The organism is Alteromonas sp. KUL150 (genome assembly GCF_009811475.1).
GTDB lineage: Bacteria > Pseudomonadota > Gammaproteobacteria > Enterobacterales > Alteromonadaceae > Alteromonas > Alteromonas gracilis.
Map to the genome: position 1 here is coordinate 156537 of NZ_BLIJ01000028.1, position 26859 is coordinate 183395.

25 protein-coding genes are annotated in these 26859 nt (G+C 43.6%); 9 read left to right on the forward strand and 16 right to left on the reverse strand.

Annotated features, from left to right (window positions below; translation table 11 throughout):
- Nucleotides 1-227 precede the first annotated feature (227 nt).
- Nucleotides 228-407: a hypothetical protein gene (locus GVO62_RS05965; RefSeq protein ID WP_120960249.1), complete on the reverse strand. Its 180-nt coding sequence runs from the start codon at nt 405-407 to the stop codon at nt 228-230.
- Between the two features lie 139 nt (nt 408-546).
- Entirely contained in the window at nt 547-759 is a 213-nt protein-coding gene (gene cspE / locus GVO62_RS05970) for a transcription antiterminator/RNA stability regulator CspE (protein ID WP_105932040.1), read from the reverse strand.
- A gap of 489 nt (nt 760-1248) precedes the next feature.
- Between cspE and gloA the strand changes: the two genes are divergently transcribed.
- Together gloA and glpQ are read left to right on the forward strand one after the other, a co-directional pair.
- Complete coding sequence (gene gloA / locus GVO62_RS05975) at nt 1249-1650, forward strand: lactoylglutathione lyase (RefSeq protein ID WP_159118163.1); 402 nt, start codon at nt 1249-1251, stop codon at nt 1648-1650.
- Between the two features lie 62 nt (nt 1651-1712).
- Nucleotides 1713-2825, forward strand: a complete 1113-nt coding sequence (gene glpQ, locus GVO62_RS05980) for a glycerophosphodiester phosphodiesterase (RefSeq protein ID WP_159118164.1) — start codon at nt 1713-1715, stop codon at nt 2823-2825.
- 61 nt (nt 2826-2886) lie between these two features.
- On the opposite strand, the gene GVO62_RS05985 is transcribed toward glpQ, so the two are convergent.
- Entirely contained in the window at nt 2887-3759 is an 873-nt protein-coding gene (locus tag GVO62_RS05985) for a flagellar protein MotY (RefSeq protein ID WP_159118165.1), read from the reverse strand.
- A 387-nt stretch (nt 3760-4146) separates the two neighbouring features.
- Between GVO62_RS05985 and rnt the strand changes: the two genes are divergently transcribed.
- Nucleotides 4147-4782, forward strand: coding sequence for a ribonuclease T (gene rnt / locus GVO62_RS05990; protein ID WP_159118166.1), 636 nt, complete (start codon nt 4147-4149; stop codon nt 4780-4782).
- Nucleotides 4783-4912: 130 nt separating this feature from the next.
- Here the strand turns inward: rnt and GVO62_RS05995 are convergent, their stop codons facing one another.
- Complete coding sequence (locus GVO62_RS05995; protein WP_105931825.1) at nt 4913-5518, reverse strand: peroxiredoxin; 606 nt, start codon at nt 5516-5518, stop codon at nt 4913-4915.
- Between the two features lie 273 nt (nt 5519-5791).
- Between GVO62_RS05995 and GVO62_RS06000 the strand changes: the two genes are divergently transcribed.
- Nucleotides 5792-5986, forward strand: coding sequence for a bacterioferritin-associated ferredoxin (locus GVO62_RS06000; RefSeq protein WP_105931824.1), 195 nt, complete (start codon nt 5792-5794; stop codon nt 5984-5986).
- A gap of 177 nt (nt 5987-6163) precedes the next feature.
- On the opposite strand, the gene GVO62_RS06005 is transcribed toward GVO62_RS06000, so the two are convergent.
- The 5 genes from GVO62_RS06005 to GVO62_RS06025 all read right to left on the reverse strand — a co-directional run bounded on the left by GVO62_RS06005 (nt 6164) and on the right by GVO62_RS06025 (nt 14348).
- Nucleotides 6164-9034, reverse strand: coding sequence for a TonB-dependent receptor (locus GVO62_RS06005; RefSeq protein WP_373996008.1), 2871 nt, complete (start codon nt 9032-9034; stop codon nt 6164-6166).
- Between the two features lie 282 nt (nt 9035-9316).
- Nucleotides 9317-10372: a FecR family protein gene (locus GVO62_RS06010; RefSeq protein WP_159118168.1), complete on the reverse strand. Its 1056-nt coding sequence runs from the start codon at nt 10370-10372 to the stop codon at nt 9317-9319.
- Between the two features lies 1 nt (nt 10373).
- The gene (locus GVO62_RS06015) at nt 10374-10934 is read right to left on the reverse strand and encodes an RNA polymerase sigma factor (protein WP_373996009.1); all 561 of its coding nucleotides are present in this window, start codon (nt 10932-10934) and stop codon (nt 10374-10376) included.
- A gap of 159 nt (nt 10935-11093) precedes the next feature.
- Nucleotides 11094-13664 carry a TonB-dependent receptor plug domain-containing protein gene (locus GVO62_RS06020; RefSeq protein WP_159118170.1) on the reverse strand — a complete coding sequence of 857 codons (2571 nt, stop codon included), beginning with the start codon at nt 13662-13664 and terminating at the stop codon, nt 11094-11096.
- Between the two features lie 333 nt (nt 13665-13997).
- The gene (locus GVO62_RS06025) at nt 13998-14348 is read right to left on the reverse strand and encodes a Grx4 family monothiol glutaredoxin (protein WP_014948765.1); all 351 of its coding nucleotides are present in this window, start codon (nt 14346-14348) and stop codon (nt 13998-14000) included.
- 349 nt (nt 14349-14697) lie between these two features.
- Between GVO62_RS06025 and sodB the strand changes: the two genes are divergently transcribed.
- The 4 genes from sodB (at nt 14698) to GVO62_RS06045 (ending at nt 20364) form a co-directional block, all read left to right on the forward strand.
- Nucleotides 14698-15279: a superoxide dismutase [Fe] gene (gene sodB, locus GVO62_RS06030; protein ID WP_159118171.1), complete on the forward strand. Its 582-nt coding sequence runs from the start codon at nt 14698-14700 to the stop codon at nt 15277-15279.
- Between the two features lie 242 nt (nt 15280-15521).
- Nucleotides 15522-17444: a PrkA family serine protein kinase gene (locus GVO62_RS06035; RefSeq protein ID WP_105931819.1), complete on the forward strand. Its 1923-nt coding sequence runs from the start codon at nt 15522-15524 to the stop codon at nt 17442-17444.
- A gap of 84 nt (nt 17445-17528) precedes the next feature.
- Nucleotides 17529-18815 (forward strand): YeaH/YhbH family protein, encoded by a 1287-nt coding sequence (locus tag GVO62_RS06040; protein WP_159118172.1) that lies wholly within the window; start codon nt 17529-17531, stop codon nt 18813-18815.
- A gap of 1 nt (nt 18816) precedes the next feature.
- Entirely contained in the window at nt 18817-20364 is a 1548-nt protein-coding gene (locus GVO62_RS06045; protein ID WP_159118173.1) for a SpoVR family protein, read from the forward strand.
- Between the two features lie 28 nt (nt 20365-20392).
- Here the strand turns inward: GVO62_RS06045 and GVO62_RS06050 are convergent, their stop codons facing one another.
- From GVO62_RS06050 to prmB, 3 genes are all read right to left on the reverse strand, one after another.
- Nucleotides 20393-21622, reverse strand: a complete 1230-nt coding sequence (locus GVO62_RS06050; protein WP_159118174.1) for an MFS transporter — start codon at nt 21620-21622, stop codon at nt 20393-20395.
- Between the two features lie 151 nt (nt 21623-21773).
- Nucleotides 21774-22871 (reverse strand): chorismate synthase, encoded by a 1098-nt coding sequence (gene aroC / locus GVO62_RS06055; RefSeq protein ID WP_105931815.1) that lies wholly within the window; start codon nt 22869-22871, stop codon nt 21774-21776.
- Nucleotides 22872-22880: 9 nt separating this feature from the next.
- Nucleotides 22881-23816, reverse strand: a complete 936-nt coding sequence (gene prmB, locus GVO62_RS06060) for a 50S ribosomal protein L3 N(5)-glutamine methyltransferase (RefSeq protein ID WP_159118201.1) — start codon at nt 23814-23816, stop codon at nt 22881-22883.
- Nucleotides 23817-23968: 152 nt separating this feature from the next.
- Here prmB and smrB point away from each other — a divergent pair, with 152 nt between their 5' ends.
- Complete coding sequence (gene smrB, locus GVO62_RS06065) at nt 23969-24607, forward strand: endonuclease SmrB (RefSeq protein ID WP_159118175.1); 639 nt, start codon at nt 23969-23971, stop codon at nt 24605-24607.
- A 3-nt stretch (nt 24608-24610) separates the two neighbouring features.
- Here smrB and GVO62_RS19590 read toward each other — a convergent pair whose 3' ends face one another.
- From GVO62_RS19590 to GVO62_RS06080, 4 genes are all read right to left on the reverse strand, one after another.
- The gene (locus GVO62_RS19590; protein WP_268891112.1) at nt 24611-24736 is read right to left on the reverse strand and encodes a hypothetical protein; all 126 of its coding nucleotides are present in this window, start codon (nt 24734-24736) and stop codon (nt 24611-24613) included.
- A gap of 193 nt (nt 24737-24929) precedes the next feature.
- Nucleotides 24930-25343, reverse strand: a complete 414-nt coding sequence (locus GVO62_RS06070) for a hypothetical protein (RefSeq protein ID WP_159118176.1) — start codon at nt 25341-25343, stop codon at nt 24930-24932.
- Between the two features lie 102 nt (nt 25344-25445).
- On the reverse strand, nt 25446-25904 hold the full coding sequence (locus tag GVO62_RS06075; protein ID WP_159118177.1) for a hypothetical protein: 459 nt from the start codon (nt 25902-25904) through the stop codon (nt 25446-25448).
- Between the two features lie 297 nt (nt 25905-26201).
- The gene (locus GVO62_RS06080) at nt 26202-26840 is read right to left on the reverse strand and encodes a transglycosylase SLT domain-containing protein (RefSeq protein ID WP_159118178.1); all 639 of its coding nucleotides are present in this window, start codon (nt 26838-26840) and stop codon (nt 26202-26204) included.
- Between the last annotated feature and the right edge of the window lie 19 nt (nt 26841-26859).

Genomic DNA, 26859 nt, shown 5'->3' on the forward strand with positions numbered 1-26859 from the left:
GAAACGTCTGTTTTTTCACTAATGCTTAATGCAATTAGGTCAGCATGCAAAACAAGTATGCTGGCCTTAACATAATCTAACGCTATTTTTGTATATGCTTTGTATTATTGTCGGCCAATAATGGCGTACTACGGTAATGATAAACGTAGCTTTTCATAACGACGTAAAGCTAATACTAAGCGCATAGATGATTAATATTCGACCTAAGATTTGCCCAACTTGTGCCGTTAAGACGCTTTTACCAATTCAGCAACGAATCGTCTAACTTCTTCACGTGAAGTGAGAACAACATGGCGATAGGTATTTGCCTCTTTAAAAGCAACAGTGGTTTTGTTGGTAGAGATATTTGAAATTAACGCTGAAGATGTCGCGCTATTGAATGTAGATACAGAATGTTGGATTTGCATATTAAGAACTTCTTTATAAATGTAGTTTGTTTTGAATTCCTCGCAGGTTGTGTTAAGAAATTTTAAAACGGAAAGTAGGCTCTCTGCGCCTCGCTCAGCGAGTCAAAGAGCCCATATTTAGTAGATAAGCGTTAAGGTCTTATCGAACTACTACGTTAGCAGCCTGTGGACCTTTTTGACCTTGTTCAACTTCGAAGCTAACTTCTTGGCCTTCAGCAAGAGTTTTGAAACCGTCAGAAGTGATTGAACGGAAGTGTACGAATACGTCCTTACCGCCAGCTTCAGGTGTTAGGAAACCGAAACCTTTTTCTTCGTTGAACCATTTAACTGTGCCGTTTACTGAATTAGACATAATAAAAACCTTTTTTAAAAAAATTGATGTTGTGGTGAAAATCACCGATAGCAATAGACATAACCAAGCTAGTAAAGCAGTTGTATATCTAAATAGAACTTCAATTTGAAGGAATAAAGAAAGGTACAGCGCAGTATTAGGTAAAGCATATAACATATCTAGAGCGAGACAGAAGGTACAGGTAAAACATCGTCATGTCCAATCATTTCGCGTTTATTTTTTAGTCGCGTGTTTTATTAATGTATCTATGTAACTTTTAAATGACTTTAATTCACCAACAAAAATTGTATAACTGTCTTAAAGGGTTAACATTTATTTATTAAAGTCACACTGCGTTGTGTTTTTTGCTCTGTTCTCAAACTAAATATCACTGTAAGCCCTTAATTGATATGCGGTGTTTTCGCTTGAATGGAGAGACATTAACCACGCAATAATCATGCAGTACGCCGCAAGCCATTACTTTCGGTGTCGGCAAAATAGGAATCTGTTATGCGAATGCTTCACACTATGCTTCGAGTTGAGAATTTAGAATCATCACTTCATTTTTACACCTCGCTAATGGGTATGCGCCTTCTTCGTCAATCAGAGAACAAGGAATACGAATATACCTTGGCATTTGTCGGTTATGGCGATGAGTCTGACAGCACAGTGCTTGAGTTGACCTACAATTGGGGCGATAACACTTATGATAAAGGCGATGCCTATGGCCATATCGCTATTGAGGTTGACGATATCTACAGCTTTTGTGAAAACTTAGCGGCAAACGGCGCTGACGTTTATAGAAAGCCCGGCCCCGTAAAGGGCGGCACCACCGTGATAGCCTTTGTCCGTGACCCCGACGGCTATGCGATAGAACTTATACAAAACAAATCTATCTCGCTCGAGCACTGATAGTAATGATTTAACTGAGGCCTAATAATTTAAAAGGCTTAGAAGAGAAAAGGCAAATAACAATGAACACATGGAGTAGTGCTACTGTGCAGTACAAAAAGTTAGTTTATTCAAATAGTGTGAAAGGTAAGGCTATACAGAAAAGTCTTTTACCTGCTTTACTATTAGTGTGTTCAAGCATTTTCACATCAAGTGCGCCACTTGCTAACACTAATGAAGCAAACGCTACTAAGTCCTTCACGGTTATTGCACATCGCGGCGCATCAGGATATTTACCAGAACATACACTTGAAGCTGCTACGCTTGCCTTCTCTTTGCGGCCCGACTTTATAGAACAAGATGTAGTCATTACCAAAGACGATATACCTGTTGTTTTACACGATATTCATCTGGAAACCGTTACCGATGTTGAAGACGTATTTCCCGCTCGGCACCGTGCTGACGGAAGGTATTATGCACGGGATTTTACACTTGCAGAATTGAGAGCACTAAGAGTACATGAACGTACAGGTGGCAACGGTACCCCCGTATTTAAGGATAGATACCAAGGTAAACACGCGAATTTTAAGATTGCTACATTAACTGAGCACTTTGAGCTTATCAGCGAGCTTAATCGCCAGTTTGAAGCAGCTGTTGGCGTGTATCCTGAAGTTAAGTCTCCTGCTTTTCACCACGACGAAGGCGTTGATGCGAGTAAGATTGTCATCGACACCCTCAATGCGTTCGGTTTCGGTGTGGAAAATAGCAACAGCTATATTCAATGTTTTGATTTTAAAGAAGTGAAACGCATTCGCGAAACATTGGGTTATAAAGGCAAAGTGGTGATGCTTATAGGCGAGAATAGCTGGGGCGAAAGTGACACCGACTATGATTGGGTTCGTTCTGAAGAAGGTATGAACGAAGTAGCATCTTATGCTGATGGTATAGGGCCATGGTTAGGCCACCTACTGAATAACAAAGCAATGGCAAAGGGGAAGATTGAAGCGGCAAAGTGGCTTGAGTTCGCTCACAAAAACGGGCTGACGATCCACCCTTACACCTACCGAAAAGACGCTTTGCCTGACAGCATGACAAGCGAGCAAGTGCTAGACATGCTTGATAAGGTTGTAAATGCTGACGGTGTATTTACTGATCACTTAGTCCCAGTTTTGTCATGGCGATCTACCAAGAAGTAGAGGGCGAAATTTTCCCCTCCATTTCTTATACTTTGGTAAGTTGGTAATAGCCAACCAGCGCTTAAGATTTAGACAGACGTACTACCACTCGTCGGTTTTGCGCACGGCTTTCTCTCGTATCGTTTGGCGCGATGTGGCGTTTTTCGCCATGACCGGTAAGCTTAATTCTATCTTCAGGCACACCAAGCGTTGTGAGGTAACTTTTGACCTCATTAGCGCGGCGTATAGAAAGCTGCTCATTGTTCCAACGGCCACCGTAACTGTCGGTATAACCATCAAGAAGCACCAGTTCTAGCTCGCTGTCCTCTTTTAAATACTCACCTATCATAGTAAGGCGCTTTTGTGAGTACTTAGTAAGCTCAGTGCTGTTGTTTTGATAAGACAGTACCGTATAGGCGATATCGTCAAAATTGAAAGGCAGTAAATTAGATACACACTTAACGAATTCGCGATATACACTCGAAAAATTACTTGCGTTTAGCGCTACACTGACTTGGTCGTACTTATTGTACCAATCTTGATAATAGATGGTGGGCCAAAAACCTTTTTCTAGTTCAGATAGCATCGTCCATGCAGCGTCTTTAGGCAGGTCACCATTATATTGTTTCCGAAGCGACATATCCGCAATAGGCTTAGGTGCAACGCCCGGCATCCACTTTGGTGGTACAGAATAAACAGCAGCCATATCAAATTTACTGGGCAGCAAATGCATATCCAGCTCAAATTCCATATTGAGCTGTTTTGATGCGGTGCTTGTGAACATGGCTTCACCATATCCTGGCAAATCATGATTAAGCGTACACTGTAAGCGTGTGTCGGTATCGATACGCCAGCTAGAGCTCTCTATTGTCGCAGAATACTGCCGCATGGCGGCTTGGGAGGAAAGTGAACTCACCATCCCGATCAACGCGATATATTTTAATTTCGAGACCATTTCGACACCATTACGAAAATCAAACTAAACCAGGTGCAGGCTACATTTTTCATCACCTCACCCTTTTGAAAGCCACATTATCCACGCTGCTAAGTAAACTCGAACAAGCTCAATTTACCTTAGTAAAAACTATCGCCATAGCAAATATGGCAGCGCGTAGTTCCACCTATAATGTGTTTATCGTCCAAAGTGTAGAAAAGTTTAGCGCCTAATACCATTCACTTTTCTTGTTTTAGCTACTAATCTCATCTTCATTTGATAGTCTTCAAATTGAAACTGGCAACTCAGTAACATCCTTGCGATAATTCATTATTCTCGTACGTTCTCATGTTGGTGCACATTTAAAGTCATCAACTTGTTTTTCTAATCTAGTCTACAAGAGTGTTTATGTCTGCTAACCCGCCCCTTCTTTCCCAGCGCTTTAGAGGTTATTTTCCCGTTGTCATCGACGTTGAAACAGCCGGATTTAATGCAGGTACCGACGCTCTATTGGAACTCGCGGCGGTAACCGTCAAAATGGACGACAACGGTATTTTGCACCCGGATCAAACTTTCCATTACCATATCGATCCTTTCGAGGGTGCGAATTTAGAGCCCGCAGCGCTAGAATTTAATGGTATTGACCCTAATTGTGCTCTGCGAGGCGCTATCGAAGAAAGTGAAGCGATGAAAGATCTCTGTAAAGGTATTCGCAAAGCGCAAAAAAATGCCGATTGTCAGCGGTCGGTTATTGTGGCTCACAACGCTACTTTCGATCAGAGTTTTGTCAATGCTGCGTTAGAACGCTGTAATATTAAACGAACGCCATTTCACCCTTTCGTATCCTTCGATACAACAAGCCTTGCTGGCTTGGCGCTAGGACAAACTGTTCTGGTAAAAGCTTGCCGTGCTGCTGGCATTGAATTTGATCAAAACGAAGCACACAGTGCACTGTATGACGCGCAGAAAACTACCGAATTATTTTGCTATATGGTGAATCGATATAAAGCATTGGGCGGCTGGCCTGTAGGAAGCGAAGATTAAACTAAAAGGCCTAATCTTTCGATGATGAGCATGCTGCTTAAATGCAGATGTGTAATTATCTATACGGATTGGTGAAAAACAAGAACGGCGCCAATTGGCGCCGTTCTTTTATTGATTTTACGGGGTTAACTTATAACTTGTCAGCTTCTTCAGATAAATACTTAGCCACGCCTTCAGGTGACGCATCCATACCCGCTTTACCTTCGGTCCAACCCGCCGGGCAAACTTCACCATGCTCCTCATGGAACGCTAGTGCATCAACCATACGCAGCATTTCGTCTACGTTTCGGCCAAGTGGCAGATCGTTTACTACTTGGTGACGTACCATACCTTGTTCATCGATAAGAAATGAACCGCGGAACGCTACACCGTCTTCAGGGTGCTCTACATCATAAGCTTGGCAAATATCATGTTTGACATCCGCCACCAAAGTATACTTAACAGGGCCGATACCACCTTGATTTACTGGAGTGTTTCTCCACGCGTTGTGTGAAAATTGAGAATCGATCGACACACCAATTACCTCAACACCGCGCTTTTTGAATTCGTCGAAACGTTTGTCAAACGCAATAAGCTCAGACGGGCAAACAAATGTGAAATCTAGCGGGTAGAAAAAGACGACTGCTTTTTTACCTTTTATAGCTTCGCTTAGCGTGAAAGTATCAACAATTTCACCGCTACCAAGCACTGCTGCCGCAGTAAAATCTGGCGCCGGGCGGCCAACTAATACACTCATGAGTCTCTCCATTTAAATGTGGATTGTAATAATAAAAATAATTACTTAGCGCAATTATTTAAGATAACTATCTATGAGCAAAGGTAGGTACTATTATTCGAATAACAATACCCTATGCTGCTTTTTCTGACAGATCATACCAATCAGAGAGCAAAAACCTTTTTGCATAGTTCAAACAGCAATCAATTTCACTGCATTAAATTTTAAATATCTGCTTGCCAAATTCATGAATAGCAATTATTATCATTTACAGATTCATTTGGAGTACGTTTAATGTTTGTTTGTATGTGCTATGGGGTAACTGATAAGAGCATTCGCGCGGCTGTTGAAGAAAACGGTGTGGGGAATATGCGTGAGTTACGTCAACATTTAGAGCTTGGTTCTCAATGCGGCAAGTGCATCAATATGGCACAGCAAATTATTGATCAAACAATTGTCGATGAAACCTTATTTAAAAACGTGGGCTAGGAACGTTCATTAGGCCCATTTCACTTTATTCCATCTGTCCCTTTTTTCTTCCGTCTCTATCACAATGCCTTCTACTTTCCGCAGCATTAATGTGGCGAAAAACACGAAGAACCTCACTTGATTATCCTTTCTATAACACCATTCAAAGCAGTGATTTGAAATACAACTGTCGGACTATCACTTGAAAGTATATTCAAGCCCTGCGTAATAGAAAGCACCATTAATGCCACTTGGAGATGTAGGTGGGTAAAGCGCCCCAACCTCTCCTTGAAATGGATTTTCTTCAGGAAGCGCGTCGAAGAGGTTTTGCGCTCCAAAGGTAAGCACAGTGTGCGGTAGTACTTGCCAAGAGAGTTGAGCATCAAACGTGGTTAGCGCACTGCCAAAAATATCCATACCCGCTGAGGCATCAAGATGGTCCTCATAAAATTTGCCGTAATAATTTAAACGCCAAGTAAAAGCCCAATTACCTTTTGATTGCTCGAGAGTAAGACTGCCTCGATGACCCGGCAGGTTATCTTCTAACATTTTAACGCGAGCCTGGGTTAGATTTGGTAAAAGTTGTATTTCGCCATTGACTAGAGCTGGGTAGCGAGTAACCCGTTCCACCTGCGTGTCTGTCCAGTTATAAGCGAGCAGCAAAGAGTTTGACCAATCCTCATGAGAAAAGCTGTAATTTACAACGATATCGACACCTTGTGTCTTCGTATCAAAATCATTAGTAAAATATTTAGCTGCATTATATTTAGCTGCATCAAGGCGCCCCTTAGCGATGAGTGCAGTAATGTCCTCTTCGGTCAACGGTATAGCTGATGTGGTACTTATTCTATCCGCAAGACGAATATTAAAATAATCCAAAGTGGCAAAAAAGGTCTCACTTGCCTGCATAACCACCCCTAAACTGAAGTTAACCGACTCTTCGGGTGTCAGTGGCGTTGCACCGAGCTGGAGCGATATTAGGTCGGTAGGCGGCAGCGTCGCCTGGTCCTCCAACCCGTTTATACCATAGGCAGTGGTGACATTGATTACGTTGCTTTGACCCACTGTGGGTGCTTTAAACCCGGTATTAACCGACCCGCGTAATGCAAACAGATCGTTTAATTTATATCGAGTACTTACCTTGCCGTCGAACGTTGAACCAAAATCACTAAAATGTTCAACGCGTGTCGCCATACCAAACTGCAATTCTTCTGTAACGAAAAGCTCAACGTCCGCATAGAGCGCCCAATTATTGCGACTCCAATGGCCTGCTGACTGCGGCTGATAACCTGGGAAGCCGTTTGACCCTATAGAAAATCCTTGATTCAAGCCCAGTGGAGGCTCTAGTGCGTAGGGACCTGCAACATACGACGCTTCATCACCCGCTTTCTGAAAGTAGGTTTCTTTGCGCCATTCAACACCCAGGGCAATGCTGATTGGATCTTCAAAAATGGTTTGTATTAACTTGGTAAAGTCCAGATTAAACGTACGTTCTACCTGCGAAACGCCTCCAGGTGAGAAAGTTGTGGGTGTTTGAGGGCCCAATGATGGATTAACCGTATTTGAAATAGTGTACTCAATATCACTGTATCCAAGTGTGGCGCTTGCATCCATCGCCCAGCCATCGGGAAGTTCGTGCCTTATTCCCATAGCAACTGAGGCATCAGTAATCGATCCGCCAAATTGGGGCGTAAACCCGCCGGGAAACCACTCGTTAAAGGCAAAACAGTTTGCACCAAGCGCGGTTGAGTTATCTGCTATTCGTTGATAATCGGGATTTGATAAAACATTACTACTTGAAAGGGTAATAGAAGGGCATGTAATACCGTTTTCCAGCCCATCTAAATCCGCAACAATAAGACGACTTTCTCCAGTAGCAGAGTCCGTGCGGCTAAACACACCTTCACGAGTTTGTGGATTTCGAAAATAGAATCCACCATTAATCTCACGGCGTGCCGCGGTAGCAAAACTATACAATTTCGATGAAGAAGACAGGTCAAGGCCAGCATTGAGTGCGAGCTTGATATCTTCGTTCACATCTAACGCCCCCCAAATTTGAGCAGGTGTTTGAATAAATGTATTACCTTGCTCTTGAAGGTTTTGAGCATCAGTGCGTTGAACAGAACGAGATGTACCATTTTGCTGCCTGTACTCCGCTGTGGCGTTGATAAAGCCTGTCTCTCCTATGCCGAAACCTTTATTCGCCTGAAATTGAAAAAGCTCGCCGTCACCTTCGCTGTATCCGCCAAGCTTCAAAGCGACACTGCCTCCTTCTCTTGCATCTTTCAAGACGAAGTTAATAACGCCAGCAATAGCATCTGAGCCATACTGAGCCGATGCCCCATCTCGCAGTACCTCTACTTGCTTCAGGGCATAAGCGGGTATAACTGAAATATCTGGCCCTTGTGCCCCATCAGATAAACCGCCACCTAGAAACGTGATAACCGCGGAGCGATGTCGTCGTTTTCCATTTAGAAGCAACAGCGTATGATCTGAAGACATACCTCTTAAATTCGCAGGCCTCACCAAGCTGCTAGCATCATTTATTGGCTGGTCATTTACATTAAGAGATGGAACCATCACGCTCAACATAGAGAGCACGTCGGTATTACCTTGAGAACTTAGCGCGTCGGAGCCAATAACATCGAGAGGGACCGGTGAATCCACAGCACTTCTAGGCGAGTTTCTAGTACCAACGACAGCGATTTTTTCAAGTCCATTAGTCTTTTCCTCAACCTCATTCTCGTTGTCTTCGCTTTGTTTTGGTTTCGCTAGAAGGGATGAGCGCGAACGAATACTCAATACGCCGTTTTCATCACTAATAACGGCAAGCTCCGTTCCTTCGAGAAGCTGGGTCAAGGCTTCATCCAATGTAAACGTACCTTCTAAAGCATTCGTCTTTACTTTCCTTGCTAGATCGAAGGGAAACAACAACGTTGTATTGGCTTGTTTAGCAAGCTCAGTCAGCGCCTCATTGGCGTTTTGGGCAGGTATTGAAAATGTAATTGCATCAGAGGAAGACTGGGTTTCAGACGAAATGGGCGAGTCGCTAATATTTTGCGCAAACACCGTTTCCGTTGGCCATAAAAGGAGAAAAATACCAGAGACTATATGCGCAGGTAAAAACACACTAGATATAAAGCGTTTGAGTATTTTATTTTGCGAACGACAACAAGCCGAACACGCGAAAGCATGCAGCTTTTTTCTTTTATTTTTAGATTGCCTGCTTATTGCAAAATTGCCGTACTGCAAGATATTAAATCGATGTGCTTATTATTTTAATTATATTGTCACATTAAATAAAATGATGCCAATGAGTAATCATCGAAAGCACCCAGCTTTCAGAAATATTTAACTTTTCGCAGTGCTCAGTTCAATCGTTGTTTCAGTGACTCGTTGATAATTAATATTGAAACTGCTCTTTAGCGCAGAAAGTAAGCCATCTATATCGCCTACTTTGAAGTATCCTGCTACACGTCGTTTACGTAAACTATCGTCAGAAATGTGAAAACGAACAGGTGTATAACGTCCAATTTCTGCCAACACGGCATCTAATGGCTCGCCTTTAAATACTATCATGCCCTGCTGCCACGCTAAATCATCGTCAATATCATTTTGCGACATACTCTCGCGGGCTTCTACTTTACCTAACACAGTAGCTTTCTCTCCCGCAAACATCAGCAGACCTTCTTCCGAAACGGGGCGTTTTCCAAATAGAGATTCGTTTGATGATGATGACTTGAACCGGTCTTTAACCAATACTTTTCCATCAGTAACCACTAATTCAAATGCATTGTCGTCGACGTACTGCATATTAAAAGCCGTACCAACTGCTGTTACCGTATTATTACCCGCGGTAACCGAGAATGGGCGCGTTTTATCGTGAGCGACTTCAAAGTGAGCTTCGCCTTTCAACAACACGATATTGCGCGCCGTTGATGTGAAGTCTACGGTGACTGTAGAGTTTGTATTCAGGTGAAGCTGTGAACCGTCTGCTAGGGTAACGTTTTTCTGCTCCCCCACCCCTGTTTGCACTTTCTGGCTTACAGCGGCGAATTCAGGCGCGTTGTCTAACCATGTACGCTGAACAATAACGCCAACAGCAATTGCCATGACTAAGAACGTTGCTGCAATGCCCCAAACTGCTGTTTTCGGAAGGCTGTGTTTTTTCAACGGTTGGCGGGCTGTCGGCTGAGGGAATAGCCCACTTAGTTCATTAAGCACCGACATATCGTCCCATAAACTTGCAGCATCTAATAATGCTTGGCGGTGGGAATTACTTTCAGATAGCCAATCGTCTAATACTTCTTTTTCGTCACTTTTTAACCCGCGGTCGAGACGGCTTATCCAAAGGCAGGCTTGCTCTTGAATATCTTCTTTGCTTGAAAACTGGCGAATATTGTTCATGTTAACTACTGCTTATGTCCTGAGTCGCGGTAGCAGTGGCACGGGGGGATGCACTGTCCTTTGAAAGCTCAGCTAAATATCTAGAGCACATCATTAAACCTTTGGCGACATGCTTCTCTACGGTGCTTTCACTTAGCCCCACAAGCTCTGCAATTTCTCTTTGTCGCATGCCATATACTTTTTTGAGTAAAAATACGCGTTTTACATCAGCTGACAGCGTGTCTGTCGCTCGGCAAAAATGAATAAAGCGCTCTTTACTTTCTACATTCTTTTCTAAACTGTGCCCAACAAGTTCGTAAGGCAACATATCCATATCGTCCAACTGCTGTTTGTTTTTATTTTCAGCTCTTGCAACATGGTTTAGCGCTAAGTTACGCGCTGTTTTGAGCATGTATGTCCGCTCGTATTGTATTTCTTGTTTTAATTCTGCTTCGTAACTCTTTATAAAAGCTTCTTGCACGATATCTTCAATGTCGTCGGCGCCAACAATAGAACCTACCGCGCGCATTAACTTAGAGCGGTATTTTAAAAAGGTTTCAGCTACTGTCGACTTTCTCGTCATAATAATAAATGTTGCGTGTTTCGATTTGCTTACATGGGCATCAATAATGCCTGTTTTTTGGTAAATTTTCACGTAAATGATGATAGAAGATAAAAGGGGAGCTAATGCTCCCCTTCACTTCGAAACATTTGTGAAAGTTGTTTTCGCTATAACTAGCGATTAGAAAGAATAAACACCTCTTAGATAATAGAAGCCACCGTTAATACCGATTGGTGAGGTAGTTGGATACAACGAACCTGCGATACCGGCATACTGTGTATTCTCATCTGGGTATTCATCAAAGGCGTTTTTCGCGCCTACCGTTACAGTAAACTCTTCAGTGAAGTTATAAGCTACTTCTAAGTCCACAGTAAACTCTGAACCTACTTTATCAATAGGCAATGCAGAATCTAAGTGATCTTCAAAGATGCTACCGTAATAGTTCAAGCGTGCAAGGAAGCGCCAGTCACCGTTGGTGTGATTCGCTGTTGCACTGTAGCGCACTGCTGGAAGGTTGTCTTCTAGCATGCGAATACGCTCAGCTGAAATGTTGTCCGATGCACGGTCAACCTCTGTCGATGTCCAGTTGTAGGCAAGTGAGAACTTAGTCTCGCCGCCCATCATCTCCATCGAGTAGTTTGCTACTACATCAAGACCTTCAGTAGTTGTATCGAAGTCGTTAGTAAAGAAACTGATCTCTTGGAAACTAGAAGCATCGTTAATGCCTTGCGCAATAAGTGCTGCAATATCGTCTTCAGTTAACGCAATACCAGACGCTGTACTAATACGGTCAGTCAGCTCAATGTTGTAGTAATCAGCAGTAATGAAAAGACCATTTTCAAAGTCGGCTACTATACCAAACGTGATACTTTCTGATTCTTCAGGCGTTAACTGCTCGCCACCTTTAAGCTGCGATACTGGGTCTGTTGGTGGTAGCGTTGCACGGTCGATTAACTGACCACCCGTACCGAACGCTGTTGTAACGTTACGCACGTTACTTTGACCAAGCGTAGGCGCCTTAAAGCCAGTTGAGAATGCACCGCGGAACGCGATGTTTTCAAGCGCTTGCCAACGGAACGCAATTTTACCTTTTGTCGTATCGCCGAAGTCAGAGAAGTCTTCGTAACGAAGCGCACCGGCTAACATGAAGTTTTCAGTAATATAGGCTTCTGCGTCAACGTAAAGTGCAATGTTGTTGCGGGACACACGACCTTGGCTATTGGCCGCCAAGCCAGGGAAACCATTTGAGCCAATGCCAAAGCCTTGTGTCGCCAGCGGACCTATTTCATAAGAGGCTGTATCACCTGCAACGCTCTCATAACTTTCATTGCGATATTGGAAACCTGTCGCTACGAATAGCGGTTCGTACAAACCAACATCGAAAGGTTTAGTAAAGTCAATATCAAGAGTTTGTTCAGACTGTGTATAACGACCTGGGCTGAACGAGGTTGGCGTATCTGGACCTAAAGACGGGTTGATTGTATTGCTGATAGCAAAATCTACTTCGTTTTGGCCAAGGTTCAAACTCACGTCATAAGTAATGTCGTTATCCAACTCACCTTTGGTACCAAACACAAGAGACATGTCCGTTACCGTGCCGCCAAAGCGAGGTGTAAAGCCACCAGGAAGAATCTCGTTAAACGCGAAACAGTCTGGATTATTTGCTACTTCACTAATGTAACGTGGATTAGTAAGTACGTTGTCGCCAACCACGATATCAGTTGGACAGTTACCTGACATGTCGCCAGTCAAATCACCTACAAGCAACAATTGTTCGCCGTCAGCATTTGTACCACCGTCGTTTACTCCACCACGGTTGTGTGGGTTACGGAAATAGAAACCGCCTTCAACTTCACGTTCAGCGAAGTTACCAAACATATAAGCTTCTGAAGTAGCAGACAACTCAATACCAGCGTTAGCAAACAGTTTGATGTCGTGCTTAATTTCAGGAGAACCCCAAATTTGTGCAGGATCTGCAACGAAAGTGTTACCTGCTGCAACAAGTGCCGCTGCATCATCACGCTGAACGCTGCGAGAGGTATCATCAGCTGTACGGTATTCAGCTGATAGGTTAAGGAAACCATTTTCTGAAAGTGGCAAACCGACATTACCAGACAACTGGATCATGTCGCCGTCGCCTTCATAGTAAGAACCGTAACGGGCTTCAAACGTTCCACCTTCAGATGCATCGCTAAGTACGAAGTTAATTACACCTGCAATGGCGTCTGAACCGTATTGTGCTGCCGCACCATCACGAAGTACTTCTACCTGCTTCAGGGCTGCCGCTGGAATAACAGAAATATCTGGGCCTTGTGCACCGTCAGAAAGACCGCCGCCAAGGAAGGTAATGACTGCAGAGCGGTGACGACGCTTACCGTTAACTAAAACAAGCGTATGGTCTGACGCCATACCGCGAAGGTTAGCTGGACGAACAAGCGTTGATGCATCGTTAATTGGCTGGTCGTTCACGTTGAAAGACGGAACAACAGTTTGCATCATAGATACCATATCTGTGGCACCCTGCTGCTTGAATTCTTCGTCGGAGATAATATCAATTGGAACGGCGGAGTCAGCTACTGAGCGAGGAGCTGCGCGTGAACCAACAACGGCAATTTGCTCGAAATCTTCAGCTTTCGCACTTTCTTCTGCTTCTTGCGCATAAACTGGTGCAGTAGCCATTACTGAAAACGCAGCAGATGCAGCTAGAACGCCCCGTACGTTTCTGGTCAATAAAGACAAGGTTGTATTCATGGTGGTTTCCCGGATTTTCTCGAAAGCACTTTGTGTGTTTTGCACACATCAAAAAAGTGTTCAGAGTGGTTGTTGTTTTATACCTTCAACACTGACTCATTAGCGGTCAGATGACTGTGTTATAGAACGCAAGATTTTAAAAAACAAACCTTTTTCGATGAAATAAAAATATTTTTTTAGACCGTAGAGGATTTGGTTTTCTGGCCTGTCTATATAGATTTCGTGGGGATAAAAGTACGTAGCTATTGGCGGACATTAATGAAAAAAGCCAGCTGTAAGCCGGCTTTTTAATCTATTTTTATGATTTTAAAAATAGGGGATTTAAGACAACGATTATTCTGCTTCTTTGTACTTAGCAGCAGTTTCTTTGATAAGCGGCTGTAGTTCGTTTTGCTGGAACATTTCAATAATAATGTCACAACCACCCACTAACTCACCCTCTACCCACAACTGTGGGAAAGTTGGCCAGTTCGCATACTTTGGCAGTTCAGCGCGAATATCAGGGTTTTGTAGAATATCGACATACGCAAATGGTTCGCCACATGACATCAACGCTTGCGATGCTTGTGAAGAAAAGCCACAGCTAGGGAGTTTTGGTGAACCTTTCATGTACAACAAAATTGGGTTTTCTTCGATTTGCTGCTTGATTCTATCCAGCGTTGATTGATTTTCAGTATTATCCATTTGATTCCTCTGAGCACAAAAGTGTATTCCCAGTTAAGTGGGAATGCATGAATGATTTATCAAGGTGAAGGGTATCATATTTTTAGCGTTAATTACTCATCACCATATTGATCTTTTCACTGCCTGTAATGCTATCTACCAGTACGTCGAATCATTATCTTCGATGATAAACATTGGTTTTTAAAAAATTTCACAATTTTGTCATTGAGTTATAGGACTTTATCCCCACATTTGGGATATGCTTTATCATCTAAAGTGATATAGACAACCAAGGGTTGATTGGCACTTATTGAACAGGCGAAGATAAGTGTGCTTTAGACTAAAATACTAAACCAACATGGAGACCGTCATGGCTTTTGAATTACCAGCATTACCATACGAACAAAATGCACTAGAACCGCATATTTCTGCTGAAACGCTTGAATATCACTATGGCAAGCACCACGCTACTTATGTAACTAAGCTTAACGGCCTAGTTGAAGGTACTGATATGGAAAACAAAAGCCTAGAAGAAATCATCAAATCTTCTGAAGGCGGTGTTTTCAATAACGCAGCACAAGTTTGGAACCACACGTTCTATTGGCACTGCCTTAGCCCAAATGGCGGCAGCGAGCCTACAGGCGCGCTAGCTGATGCGATCAATGCAAAATGGGGCTCATTTGCAGACTTCCAAGCAGCGTTTAACGACAAAGCAGTGAACAACTTTGGCTCAAGCTGGACATGGCTTGTTAAAACTGCAGACGGCAGCCTAGATATCGTTAACACTAGCAATGCAGAAACGCCAATTTCTGGTGACGACCTTACACCAGTACTAACAGTCGACCTTTGGGAACACGCTTACTATATCGATTACCGTAACGCGCGTCCTAAGTACCTAGAAAACTTCTGGGCACTGGTTAACTGGGAATTCGCAAGCAAAAACTTCGCGTAAGCCAAATGCCTTAATGTGGAACACATTTAGTTCTGCATAGCGTTAATAAATTTGAATGGAAAGCCCCGCTCACGAGCGGGGCTTTTATTTATGTGAAATTGCTCGTTAAGAGACACTAAATTCTTATTAAAGTTGCATTTTTCGTTAGACGAAAAGATTAAAAACTATACACAATAATTACTATCCTTTTCCCAAATACCTACTAAGCTGAAGTTACGGGGTTCCGTATTTAAGGGGTATTCATGGGTATTTTTGAACACTATCAAAGTCGCTATGAAGAGCGAAAACAGGAAGAGTTCACCATTGGGGAGTTCCTTGAAATTTGTAAGGAAGATCAAAGCGCTTATGCAAACGCTGCAGAACGTTTGCTACAAGCTATTGGTGAGCCAGAGCTAATCGACACTGCCAACGACCCGGCGCTCAGCCGCATTTTCTCAAACCGCGTTATTTCTCGATATCCAGCTTTTTCAGAATTCTACGGTATGGAAGAAGCGATAGAGCAAATCGTTTCTTACCTTAAGCATGCCGCACAAGGGCTTGAAGAAAAGAAACAAATTCTTTATTTACTTGGCCCTGTGGGCGGCGGTAAGTCCTCGCTAGCAGAGCGTCTCAAGGAGCTGATGCAGCATGTACCTATCTATATGCTTAAAGGGTCTCCGGTCAATGACCACCCTTTTTGTCTATTTGATGTTAAAGAAGACGGTGACATCTTAGAGAAAGAATATGGCATTCCTAAACGCTATTTAAAAACCATAATGTCGCCGTGGGCTCGCAAGCGCCTACATGAATTTAACGGCGATATTACTCAGTTCAGAGTTGTTCGGGTTTATCCTTCGGTGCTAGACCAAGTGGGTATAGCGAAAACAGAACCCGGTGATGAGAACAACCAAGATATTTCAGCGCTAGTGGGTAAAGTTGACATTCGTCGGTTAGAGCAATATGCACAAAACGACCCTGACGCTTACAGTTATTCTGGCTCGCTGTGTAAAGCCAATCAGGGGTTAATGGAATTTGTGGAAATGTTTAAAGCGCCAATTAAGGTGCTGCACCCACTGTTAACCGCCACACAAGAAGGCAACTATAACCCAACAGAAGGCTTCTCTGCCCTTCCTTTCGACGGTCTAATTTTGGCCCACTCCAATGAATCTGAGTGGCAGACATTTAGAAACAATAAAAACAATGAAGCCTTCCTAGATCGAGTCTACATTGTAAAAGTGCCTTATTGTTTACGAGTTAGTGAAGAGATTCGCATATACAAGAAGCTGTTGGATAGTAGTGAGCTTAACGGTGCACCATGTGCTCCAGACACTTTAGAATGCTTGGCTCAATTTACCGTGTTATCTCGTTTAAAAGAGCCTGAAAATTCCAGCTTGTTTTCCAAAATGCGAGTCTATGACGGTGAAAGCTTAAAAGACACTGATCCGAAAGCTAAGTCATATCAGGAATACCGCGATTACGCGGGTGTCGACGAGGGTATGGAAGGGTTATCTACTCGATTTGCATTTAAGATCCTCTCTCGAGTTTTTAACTTCGACCATCAAGAAGTGGCGGCAAACCCGGTTCATTTGTTCTATGTATTGGAGCGTCAAATTGAACGTGAGCAATTCCCACAAGAAACCGCAGATAAGTATCTGGAGTTCTTAAAAGGTTTCTTAATTCCACGCTACGTAGAGTTCATCGGAAAAGAAATTCAAACTGCATATTTAGAATCTTACTCTGAGTATGGGCAAAATTTATTCGATCGCTACGTAACCTATGCTGACTTTTGGATCCAAGACCAAGAGTATCGCGACCCAGAAACTGGTCAGCTATTCGACAGAGCATCTCTCAATGCAGAGTTAGAAAAAACGGAGAAGCCTGCCGGAATCAGTAACCCGAAAGACTTCCGTAACGAAATCGTGAACTTTGTTTTGAGGGCCCGTGCAAATAACAGCGGTAAAAACCCAGCGTGGACTAGCTATGAAAAACTGCGCACTGTGATTGAGAAGAAAATGTTCTCTAACACGGAAGACTTGCTGCCGGTTATCTCTTTCAACACCAAAGGCTCTGCAGACGAGCAGAAAAAGCACGACGACTTTGTAAACCGCATGACTGAAAAAGGCTATACGCAGAAACAAGTTCGACTGCTATGTGAATGGTACTTGCGCGTACGTAAAGCATCATAGGGCTTGAACTACGTGGTTTTAAAGCGTGCACTGGCACGCTTTAAAACGGGCATTTGACGTTCACAACAAAGTAAGCAGGTGTGTATGGCGCATTTTATTGACCGAAGGTTAAACAGCAAAGGTAAGAGCACGGTAAACCGCCAACGCTTTATCAAGCGCTATAAACAGCAGATAAAGCGCGCGGTTTCTGATGCGGTAGGCAAACGCTCGGTAACCGACTTAGACTCTGGCGAACAAATTAGCATTCCCGCCAGAGATATTTCTGAACCTATTTTTCATACAGGTCGAGGTGGCAGTAGAGACATTGTGCACCCCGGCAATGATCAATTCATAGCAGGTGACAAAATTGACCGGCCACCCGGTGGCGGTGGTCAGGGTGCAGGTGAAGGCGATGCAAGCAATGAGGGCGAAGGTCAGGACGAATTTGTATTTTCTATATCCAAAGACGAATATTTAGACTTACTGTTTGAAGATTTAGCGCTACCTAACTTAAAGAAAAATCAGTTTGATAAGGTTACTCAATTTGAAACTTATCGCGCTGGTTATCAAACCGACGGCGTGCCGAGTAATCTAGATATTGTTCGTTCGTTAAAAGGCTCTGTTGCAAGGCGCATTGCCCTTAGCGGCAGTGATAGAAAGAAACTCAGAGAGCTTGAAGAAAAGCTTGCACTGCTTGTCGAGGACAAACACGAGAATACGTTTGCAATAAATGCATTAAAAGAAGAAATCGAAACACTTAAAGCGAAAATTGCACGGGTGCCTTTTATCGACACCTTCGATTTGCGTTTTAAAAATTATGACAGACGTCCTCTTCCCTCGAGTAAAGCCGTAATGTTCTGTCTAATGGATGTGTCAGGCTCAATGGATCAGGCCACCAAAGATATGGCTAAACGGTTTTACATCTTGCTATATCTGTTTTTAACGCGCACCTACGAAAATGTAGAGGTGGTCTATATTCGCCACCATACTCAAGCTAAAGAAGTCGATGAGCAAGAGTTCTTCTATTCACAAGAAACAGGGGGCACCATCGTTTCGAGTGCTTTGAAATTAATGGACGAAGTGGTTCGCGAGCGCTACAGCAATGGAAATTGGAATATCTATGCTGCTCAGGCATCAGATGGCGACAACTGGGCTGATGACTCACCGCAATGTCGCGACCTCCTTACTGCCAAGTTACTACCAGCGACCCGCTATTACGCTTATATCGAAATAACAGAAAGACAACACCAAAGTTTGTGGCGTGAATATGAGAAAGTTGCCGCTACTCACGATAATTTTGTATGTAAGCACATACAAACCCAGGCCGACATCTACCCTGTGTTCAGAGAGCTATTCAAACGCTCTGCACAAGATGCGCAGCAAGGAGCCTAATATGACAACCGACGCTATGGCAAAAGAAAACAACAAGCCTGAAACATCAAGACGCCACTTATTAAGCGATGGGCCCGACTGGACGTTTCCACTTATCGAAGAGTATGAACAGCACATCGATCGCATTGCGAAGAAATTTAAACTCGACACTTACCCTAATCAAATTGAGGTAATAACCGCAGAACAAATGATGGATGCCTACGCCAGCATAGGCATGCCACTTAATTATACCCACTGGAGTTTTGGCAAAAAATTTATACAAACTGAGCAGCAATATCGTCGTGGTCAAATGGGTCTGGCCTACGAAATCGTTATTAACTCTGACCCCTGCATTGCATATCTAATGGAAGAAAACACCATTACGATGCAAGCACTGGTTATGGCACATGCCTGTTACGGCCACAATTCATTCTTTAAAGGGAACTACTTATTTAAAACCTGGACTGACGCCAGCTCGATTATCGATTATTTAGTTTTTGCCAAAAACTATATTGCAAAGTGCGAACAGAAATACGGCTATGAAGACGTAGAAAACATACTTGATTCCTGTCATGCGCTAATGAACTATGGCGTTGACCGCTACAAACGTCCACAGAAAATCTCGTTACAAGAAGAGAAAAACAGGCAAGAAGAACGGGAAGCATACCTTCAATCTCAGGTAAATGAACTATGGCGAACCCTCCCCGATAGTCCGCACAGCAAACACAAAGAAAAAATTCGGTTTCCACAAGAGCCCCAGGAAAACCTGCTTTATTTTATCGAAAAAAATGCACCGCTACTTGAACCTTGGCAGCGTGAAATTGTGCGTATTGTACGAAAAGTTTCCCAGTATTTTTATCCGCAGAAACAAACTCAAGTGATGAACGAGGGGTGGGCCTGCTTTTGGCACTATCATATTTTAAACCAGATGTACGATGAGGGTTTAGTAAGCGACCGCTTTATGATGGAGTTTTTGCACAGTCATTCAAGCGTAGTTATGCAGCCAGAGTACAATAGTCCCTATTACTCCGGTATAAACCCGTATGCGTTAGGCTTTTCCATGTTTATGGACATTAAGCGAGTTTGCCAGTCGCCTACCGAGGAAGATTATAAGTATTTGCCAAGCATAGCCGGTAAGGACTGGTTGGAAACCGTGCATTTCGCTATGGAAAACTTTAAAGACGAAAGTTTTATCAGTCAGTTTTTGTCGCCCAAAGTCATTCGCGACTTTAAGTTATTCGCTCTCGAAGACGACACCAAAAAGCCTTTTATAGCAGTGAGTGCAATTCACGATGAAATGGGTTATCAAATTATCAAGGAGAAACTGTCCGCCCAGTACAATTTGAGCAATTTGGAACCTAATATTCAGGTACATAATGTGGACGTAAGAGGCGATCGCTCGCTCACCCTTCGCTATATTCCTCAGCGGGGCATTCCCCTAGGGGATTCAAAAGATGAAGTCATGCGCCACTTACATAGGCTTTGGAAATTCGACGTACGCTTAGAGCAAGACAACGGCGACGACGGCGTTGAAGTGATAGCAGAGTGTAAGCGCACACCGCAGGCGTAAGCCTGCGGTCAGCCCTCAAGACAAGATTTTAAGCCGCCTTTGCACTTTCCATCTCTTTTCGTGAACAAATTAACAATGACAGCGCGCCTATTGCAGCAAATACCGCAGCAGTGACGAACGTCTCATAGGCATTCGTTCCCTGCTGCCATTGCTGACCTGCCATATAGTTGCCAAAGGCGCCACCAAGGCCAAAGGCTACACTGATATAAACGGCTTGCCCCCGGCTGTGATACGCCTTAGGTAAAAACTGGTGGATAAAGTGTACCGATACTGCATGGGTTAACCCAAAGCTTAGGGCATGAATAAGTTGGCTCAGCACGATAACCATAAAGAAATCAGCAAACGCCGCCATGACGTACCAACGTAGCCCTGTTAGCGCAATACTCACAAATAGTAGGTTCCATACGCCAAACTGACTGATAAGCCGGCGGGCGATAAGAAATACTCCTACCTCAGCCAGTACACCTAGCGCGATAAAGATCCCCGTTTCCTGGCCGCTGTATTCGAGGTCGCGCATATAAAGTGCAAAAAAACCGTAATAGGCTCCAAAACTGATTTGCAAACATGCAGAAGCAAAGATAAATACCGCAAAAGGTTTTTGCTTTGCGAATTTCCAAATACTTCCCACCGCAGAACTCTCAGGCGCAGACTCTTTCGGTGCGCGTATAAATAAAGTACTGATGAATAAAAGCGCCAGCACAAAAATACTCGCATGTACGGGCGTGTCGGTAGAAAAAATATCCAGGGCCTTTCCAACACCTACCGTTAAGCAAATGAAACCAACGCTTCCCCACAACCTTATTTGCCCGTAGGTGGTATTAGTGTTAGCCACCGAGTTCATAGTGATAACTTCAAGTTGCGGCAGCACTGCCGTCCAAAACATCATCATTAAACCGAAGGCCAAGGTAAGTCCCCAGAAGCTGGTGAAGTAGAGCACCGAACTGAACGTCAATACGGTAAGGAAGCAGCCCAAGCGCATAACACCAATAGCATTACCTGTTTTATCTGCTACGCCCGCCCACAGTCCCGGCCCTAGTATTCTCGCGAGGGTGATGACGGCAAAAAGCTCCCCAATCTCTGCCGAAGAAAAGCCCCGCCCATCAAGAAAGATTCCTAAATAGGGTACAAGTACACCAAGCTGCCCGAAATAAAGCCAGTAGGTGATAGCAAGAATAAAGAGTGCCGTTTTGCTACTTGCTGCGCTATTTACGGTGTTTGCACCAGCGCTTTCAGTATTCTTTAGGCCATTGTGTGACAATTCACATCTCCATATGCAAAAACGCCACTAGCACAAAACTGGCAGTGGCGAATGGTGAAAATAATTAGCGCAACACAAGGTTAATACTGCGCGTTTTTAATCCGTGTAATTGTTGCGGTATTAGGGTTGCTGCGTTGATAGTAAAAAAACGCTATGCCTGACCAGCAATGGGCTTAGTGGTCGAAAGCACGCCTGCATTTTGCGCACGGTGACGCAGCAAATGATCCATCAATACTATCGCCAGCATGGCTTCGGCAATTGGCACTGCACGAATGCCCACGCACGGGTCGTGACGGCCTTTCGTGACAATATCAATTTCTTCATTGTCTTTATTAATGGTTTTGCCCGGAACAGAAATGCTCGAGGTCGGCTTAAGTGCCATATGCACTTCAATATCCTGGCCAGTAGAGATGCCGCCTAGTACGCCACCTGCGTGATTAGACGTAAAGCCTTCAGGGGTAAGCGTATCGCGGTGCTCACTACCTTTCTGGTTTATGACATCAAAGCCGTCACCAATTTCCACGCCTTTTACCGCGTTAATGCCCATCATGGCGTGGGCAATTTCAGCGTCTAGCCTGTCAAATACAGGCTCGCCTAGGCCGACGGGTACGTTTTTCGCTACCACTGACACTTTAGCACCAATGCTGTCACCAGATTTTTTAAGGTCGCGCATGTATTCATCAAGTGCTTCAAGCTTAGATTCATCTGGGCAGAAAAACGGGTTGGTGTTGGTTACGCTGTGGTCAACCTTATCAACGGTGACAGGGCCAAGCTGAGACAAATAGCCCAACACCTCTATACCGTGCACTTCTTTTAAATATTTCTTAGCAATACCGCCAGCGGCTACGCGAATCGCTGTTTCGCGGGCTGACGAACGACCGCCCCCGCGATAATCTCGGCTACCGTATTTTTGATCGTAGGTATAGTCGGCATGCCCAGGACGAAAACGATCTTTGATATTACCGTAGTCTTGGCTTCGCTGATCTTTGTTTTTAATCAATAAGCCAATGCTTGTACCTGTAGTTTTACCTTCAAATACGCCAGATAGAATTTGTACTTCGTCATCTTCTCTTCGCGCCGTGGTGTAACGTGAAGTACCCGGCTTACGTCTATCCAAATCAACTTGAAGGTCTTCTTCTGTAATCTCAAGTCCTGGAGGGCAACCGTCTACTACACCGCCTATCGCAATGCCGTGGCTTTCACCAAACGTGGTTACAGTGAAAAGTTTTCCGAAGCTGTTACCTGACATAATTAACTATTAATCCTTACTACTAAAATACTGTACTAATGTGTCTTTGCGTACCGCGAAAATACCTGAACCGCCATTTTCAAACTCTAGCCAAATGACTTCCAAACCCGGGAAACGTTCGCTCATGTGCACTTCGCTGTTCCCAACTTCAACAAATATCCAGCCGCCATCATTGAGGTATGTTGGTGCTTCTTTGAGCATGATATCAACAAGTTCTAGGCCATCTTCACCGGCGGCAAGGGCCAGTTCAGGCTCGTGGTGATACTCTTCTGGCAGGTCAGCCATGTCTTCTGCATCAACATAAGGCGGGTTCGATACGATAAGGTCGTACTTCTGCCCTTCTAAACTTGAAAACAAATCAGACTGAATGGGATAAACACGGTGGCTAAGACCATGCTCCTGAATATTGATATCGGCCACTTCCAACGCATCTGTGCTGATATCTACCGCATCCACCTGCGCTTCTGGATACGCGTGAGCAAGCGCGATAGCAATACATGCTCCACCTGTGCACATGTCAAGAATACTAGTAGGCGCGTTCTCCACAAACGGGGCAAACTCATTTTGGATAAGTTCAGCGAACGGCGAACGAGGAATAAGCACTCGCTCGTCTACGTAGAATGGCATACCGCAGAACCAAGCTTCATTAGTAATATATGGCAATGGCATGCGCGTTTGTACACGCTTTAAAACAAGCTCTGCAATTTTCTCGCGCTCGCTTTTCGTCAAACGGGAATTTAAAACATTCTCACCCGCCTGCTCTAAAATCGGATGAGGTAAATGCAGTGCCTGCATTACAAGGTTAGTAGCTTCGTCCCACGCGTTGTCAGTACCATGGCCAAAGTACAAGGCTGCATCATTAAAACGGCTGGTTGCCCACCGTGTCATATCTAACAAGGTATGCAGATCTTCAATGGCTTCTTCAAGGTAGAACTTATCGGTCATGGCGTTTGGGTACATCAAAAATTTCAAAGCTGGTATCATACCCAAACTTCATACCGATTCACATAATTAACTACGTCCCGAATCTTTCTATTCGTTATAATTTAGGCGTTTTGTATTGTTTAACTCGAGTTTATTGACCAAACCTATTGCTGATGAAAACCTTTAAAAAAGAACTTAAAGCATTGAAGAAGCAGCTTTCTGAACCTAAACGCCAAACTAATCAGGCGAGGCATAGAAAAGCTAGCGATATAAATGCGGAGGAAGAAACCTTCTCATTTACCGATGCTATGAAGGGTGTAACGCCTTTATCACAAGATAAAATTGAGCCCAATAAGCAAGTTGAGTTGTTTAAAAAGTCTCAGCAAATAAAAGGTAAGCATTTAAAGCACAGTAAGCAATTAGCGGCGAGTTTCGACTTTTCCGATATGTACCAAGCGGCGCTGCCTCAAGAAGGTCCTATGCGTTTTTGCCAAGAGGGCGAATCTACACATATTTTAAAACAGCTGCGTCGCGGAGATTACTCGCCAGAAATGACGTTGGATTTACACGGCCTTACCCGTGAAATGGCAAAAATGGAACTAGCCGCGCTTATTCATACGGCAAGAAAAGAGCTAATAGACTGTGTTTGCGTAATGCACGGCTTTGGTCAGGGCGTACTGAAAGCCGCCCTGCCTCATTACCTTGTTCAGCATCCGCACGTGCGCGCTTTTCATCAAGCTCCGCTAGAATATGGCGGGCAAGCAGCGCTTTTAGTGCTGGTCGATATCCCGCTTCAGAACAACAAGCGCTAACGCTTATTTATTCTCATCAGCGCTATTGTGCATAAAGAGATAGGTGTAATACATCATCATCGCTACAATAATACCTATACCTAATAGTGAGCCCCATACCACAGGATCTTTCATCATCGTCCACAACATAATTTGTCTCCTCTTCAACTACGTTAATAATAGAAGAGGCGCGGTCTAAATAATGTGATCTAGATCAAACCCTATTTCCAGCACTTCAACGGCGCGATAATTTGTTGATCTGAGTCAAAATGCTATCGATACTAGGTCTCTATTTCCCATTCAAAGTATTTAAAGCCTTGTCATAATGAGCGTGATTAAATGCTTACTTGTAACGATTGAATAAATTCAGATCTCCCTCTCTACCAAGCAGTGCTTCTGCATTTCGGCAGAGTTTCTCCATCGACTCGCTAACTTGGATTTCAAAGTTGGGAGGAACTGCTCGCAGGCTATGTTGAAAAATTTTCGCGTTGACATGATTGGCAAGTAAAAGAAAACCACGACATCCATAAGTTCGAAGAAAGGGAAGCCTGGAACAAAGTTGAGACGCCGCCGTATGGGTAATAGTTAAACTTTTATCAGGAATAGAAAAAATGACCCATTCATCGAGCTTTTGTCCCGCTCGCGATATATTTTTAAACCATCCATCAACCGCTCTATCATCATAAACATTGCTTGGTATATCAAAAAGCACGTTATTCACATTGAAAAAACGATATTGGTGCTGACTTCCTACCATGGCTACCTCCTGTTAAGCCTGTAGAATAGTTAAGGCAACCGCCTTAACTAAGATCAATACTTTATGGCTTTATTAAACCCAGAAATAACTTATGTAAAGTCATTACTCTTTAACGCGGGCGCGTTGGTCTATTTTGCAGGCCTGCGTAGATATAAATAACTTATCGCTGAGCCATGCTTCCGCTTCTTCAGTAGCGTCGAAATATTTGTAAGGAAGCTGAGAAGACGCATAAACTCTCGACCAAAATATTTTCTGTAGCGCCTTCCCTTCAGATTCGTGTAACACAATCGCGGTAGCAATTAATCCGGTGGAGGTTGCCTTCGCCACAATGGCTTGACCTGAAATTGTCGCTTCCATCGGGGCCAACGCTAAACCATGTACGTTTACCAGACTCCCCCAACACGGTTGGTCAATTTTCTTTCTTTCGAGCCCTACTACCCCCTCATATTTTTGCATAAATTCAAGGTTGAACGGGCCTACAAGGTCAATAAATAATATGCCCTTGGCCTCTAGAAACTGCGCGCGAACTTCTCCATGCGCCTTAAATTTTTCTCTGTCCATACTTTCCTCCACTCGAAAAGTATAAGACACAGATAATTTTTTGCTTAATACTTTGACATTGAATATGGCCTTTTCGTAAAAAAATGTATTGAAAATCATTCTCATTTACAATATCTTGTAGATGCCTGTTCGACGTGAGTTAAAAAAACGGTCTTGGCTTAGCGTCGCTGAGGGATAGACGCCCGTCTATCCCTCATTTTTTTTCTAATCAAACTTGTTCTCTTACCTTTTTGAAAAGTATTTCAAAGCACAAAAAAACGCGACTAAATGCCGCGTTTTGATTTTGTAGTTTATGTTTTAACTAAACAGCTTCATAAACCAACCTTTCTGCAAGTCTTCCTCGCAGGTTTTAAGTTGAGTAGCATAGCGTAATGAACGTGCTTTAACTTTTGACGCGACTTTTTTAAGCCATGGTTTTCGGTCATAGCTTCTGCGCTTATATCCGCCCCAGCCCTCGTGATAATTTAAGTATTGGGCGTAAGCGTCCCATTTAGAAATGCCGTTCACTTTTTGCGACTTGTAAATAAACCAGCCCATGAAGTCGATAGCGTCTTCGAAATCATCACGATCTGCACCACTGTTATTGGTTTCCCTCATGTAGTCAGACCACGTAGGCGTTTTCGCTTGTGAATACCCATAAGCTGAACTCACCCGTCCCCACGGAATAAGCCCGAAGAACACATAATCACGAGGAGGAAGCGCATCATGGCGAAAGGAACTTTCCTGATACATCATGGCCATGGGTACATGAATAGGCACGCCCCATTTATCTCTTGCATCGGCAGCTGCATCATACCAATCGTCTTTTTCATAGAATATTTCGCACAAATTGCTGATGTCTTTAGGAGGCGTAGTTGCACATCCAGCGATAAGCAGAGGAAAAAGAACGATGAGTGTTGATAAAAAAACAACCAATTTTTTGAACTTTTGGTTCATAGCTTGTCTTAATTAATGT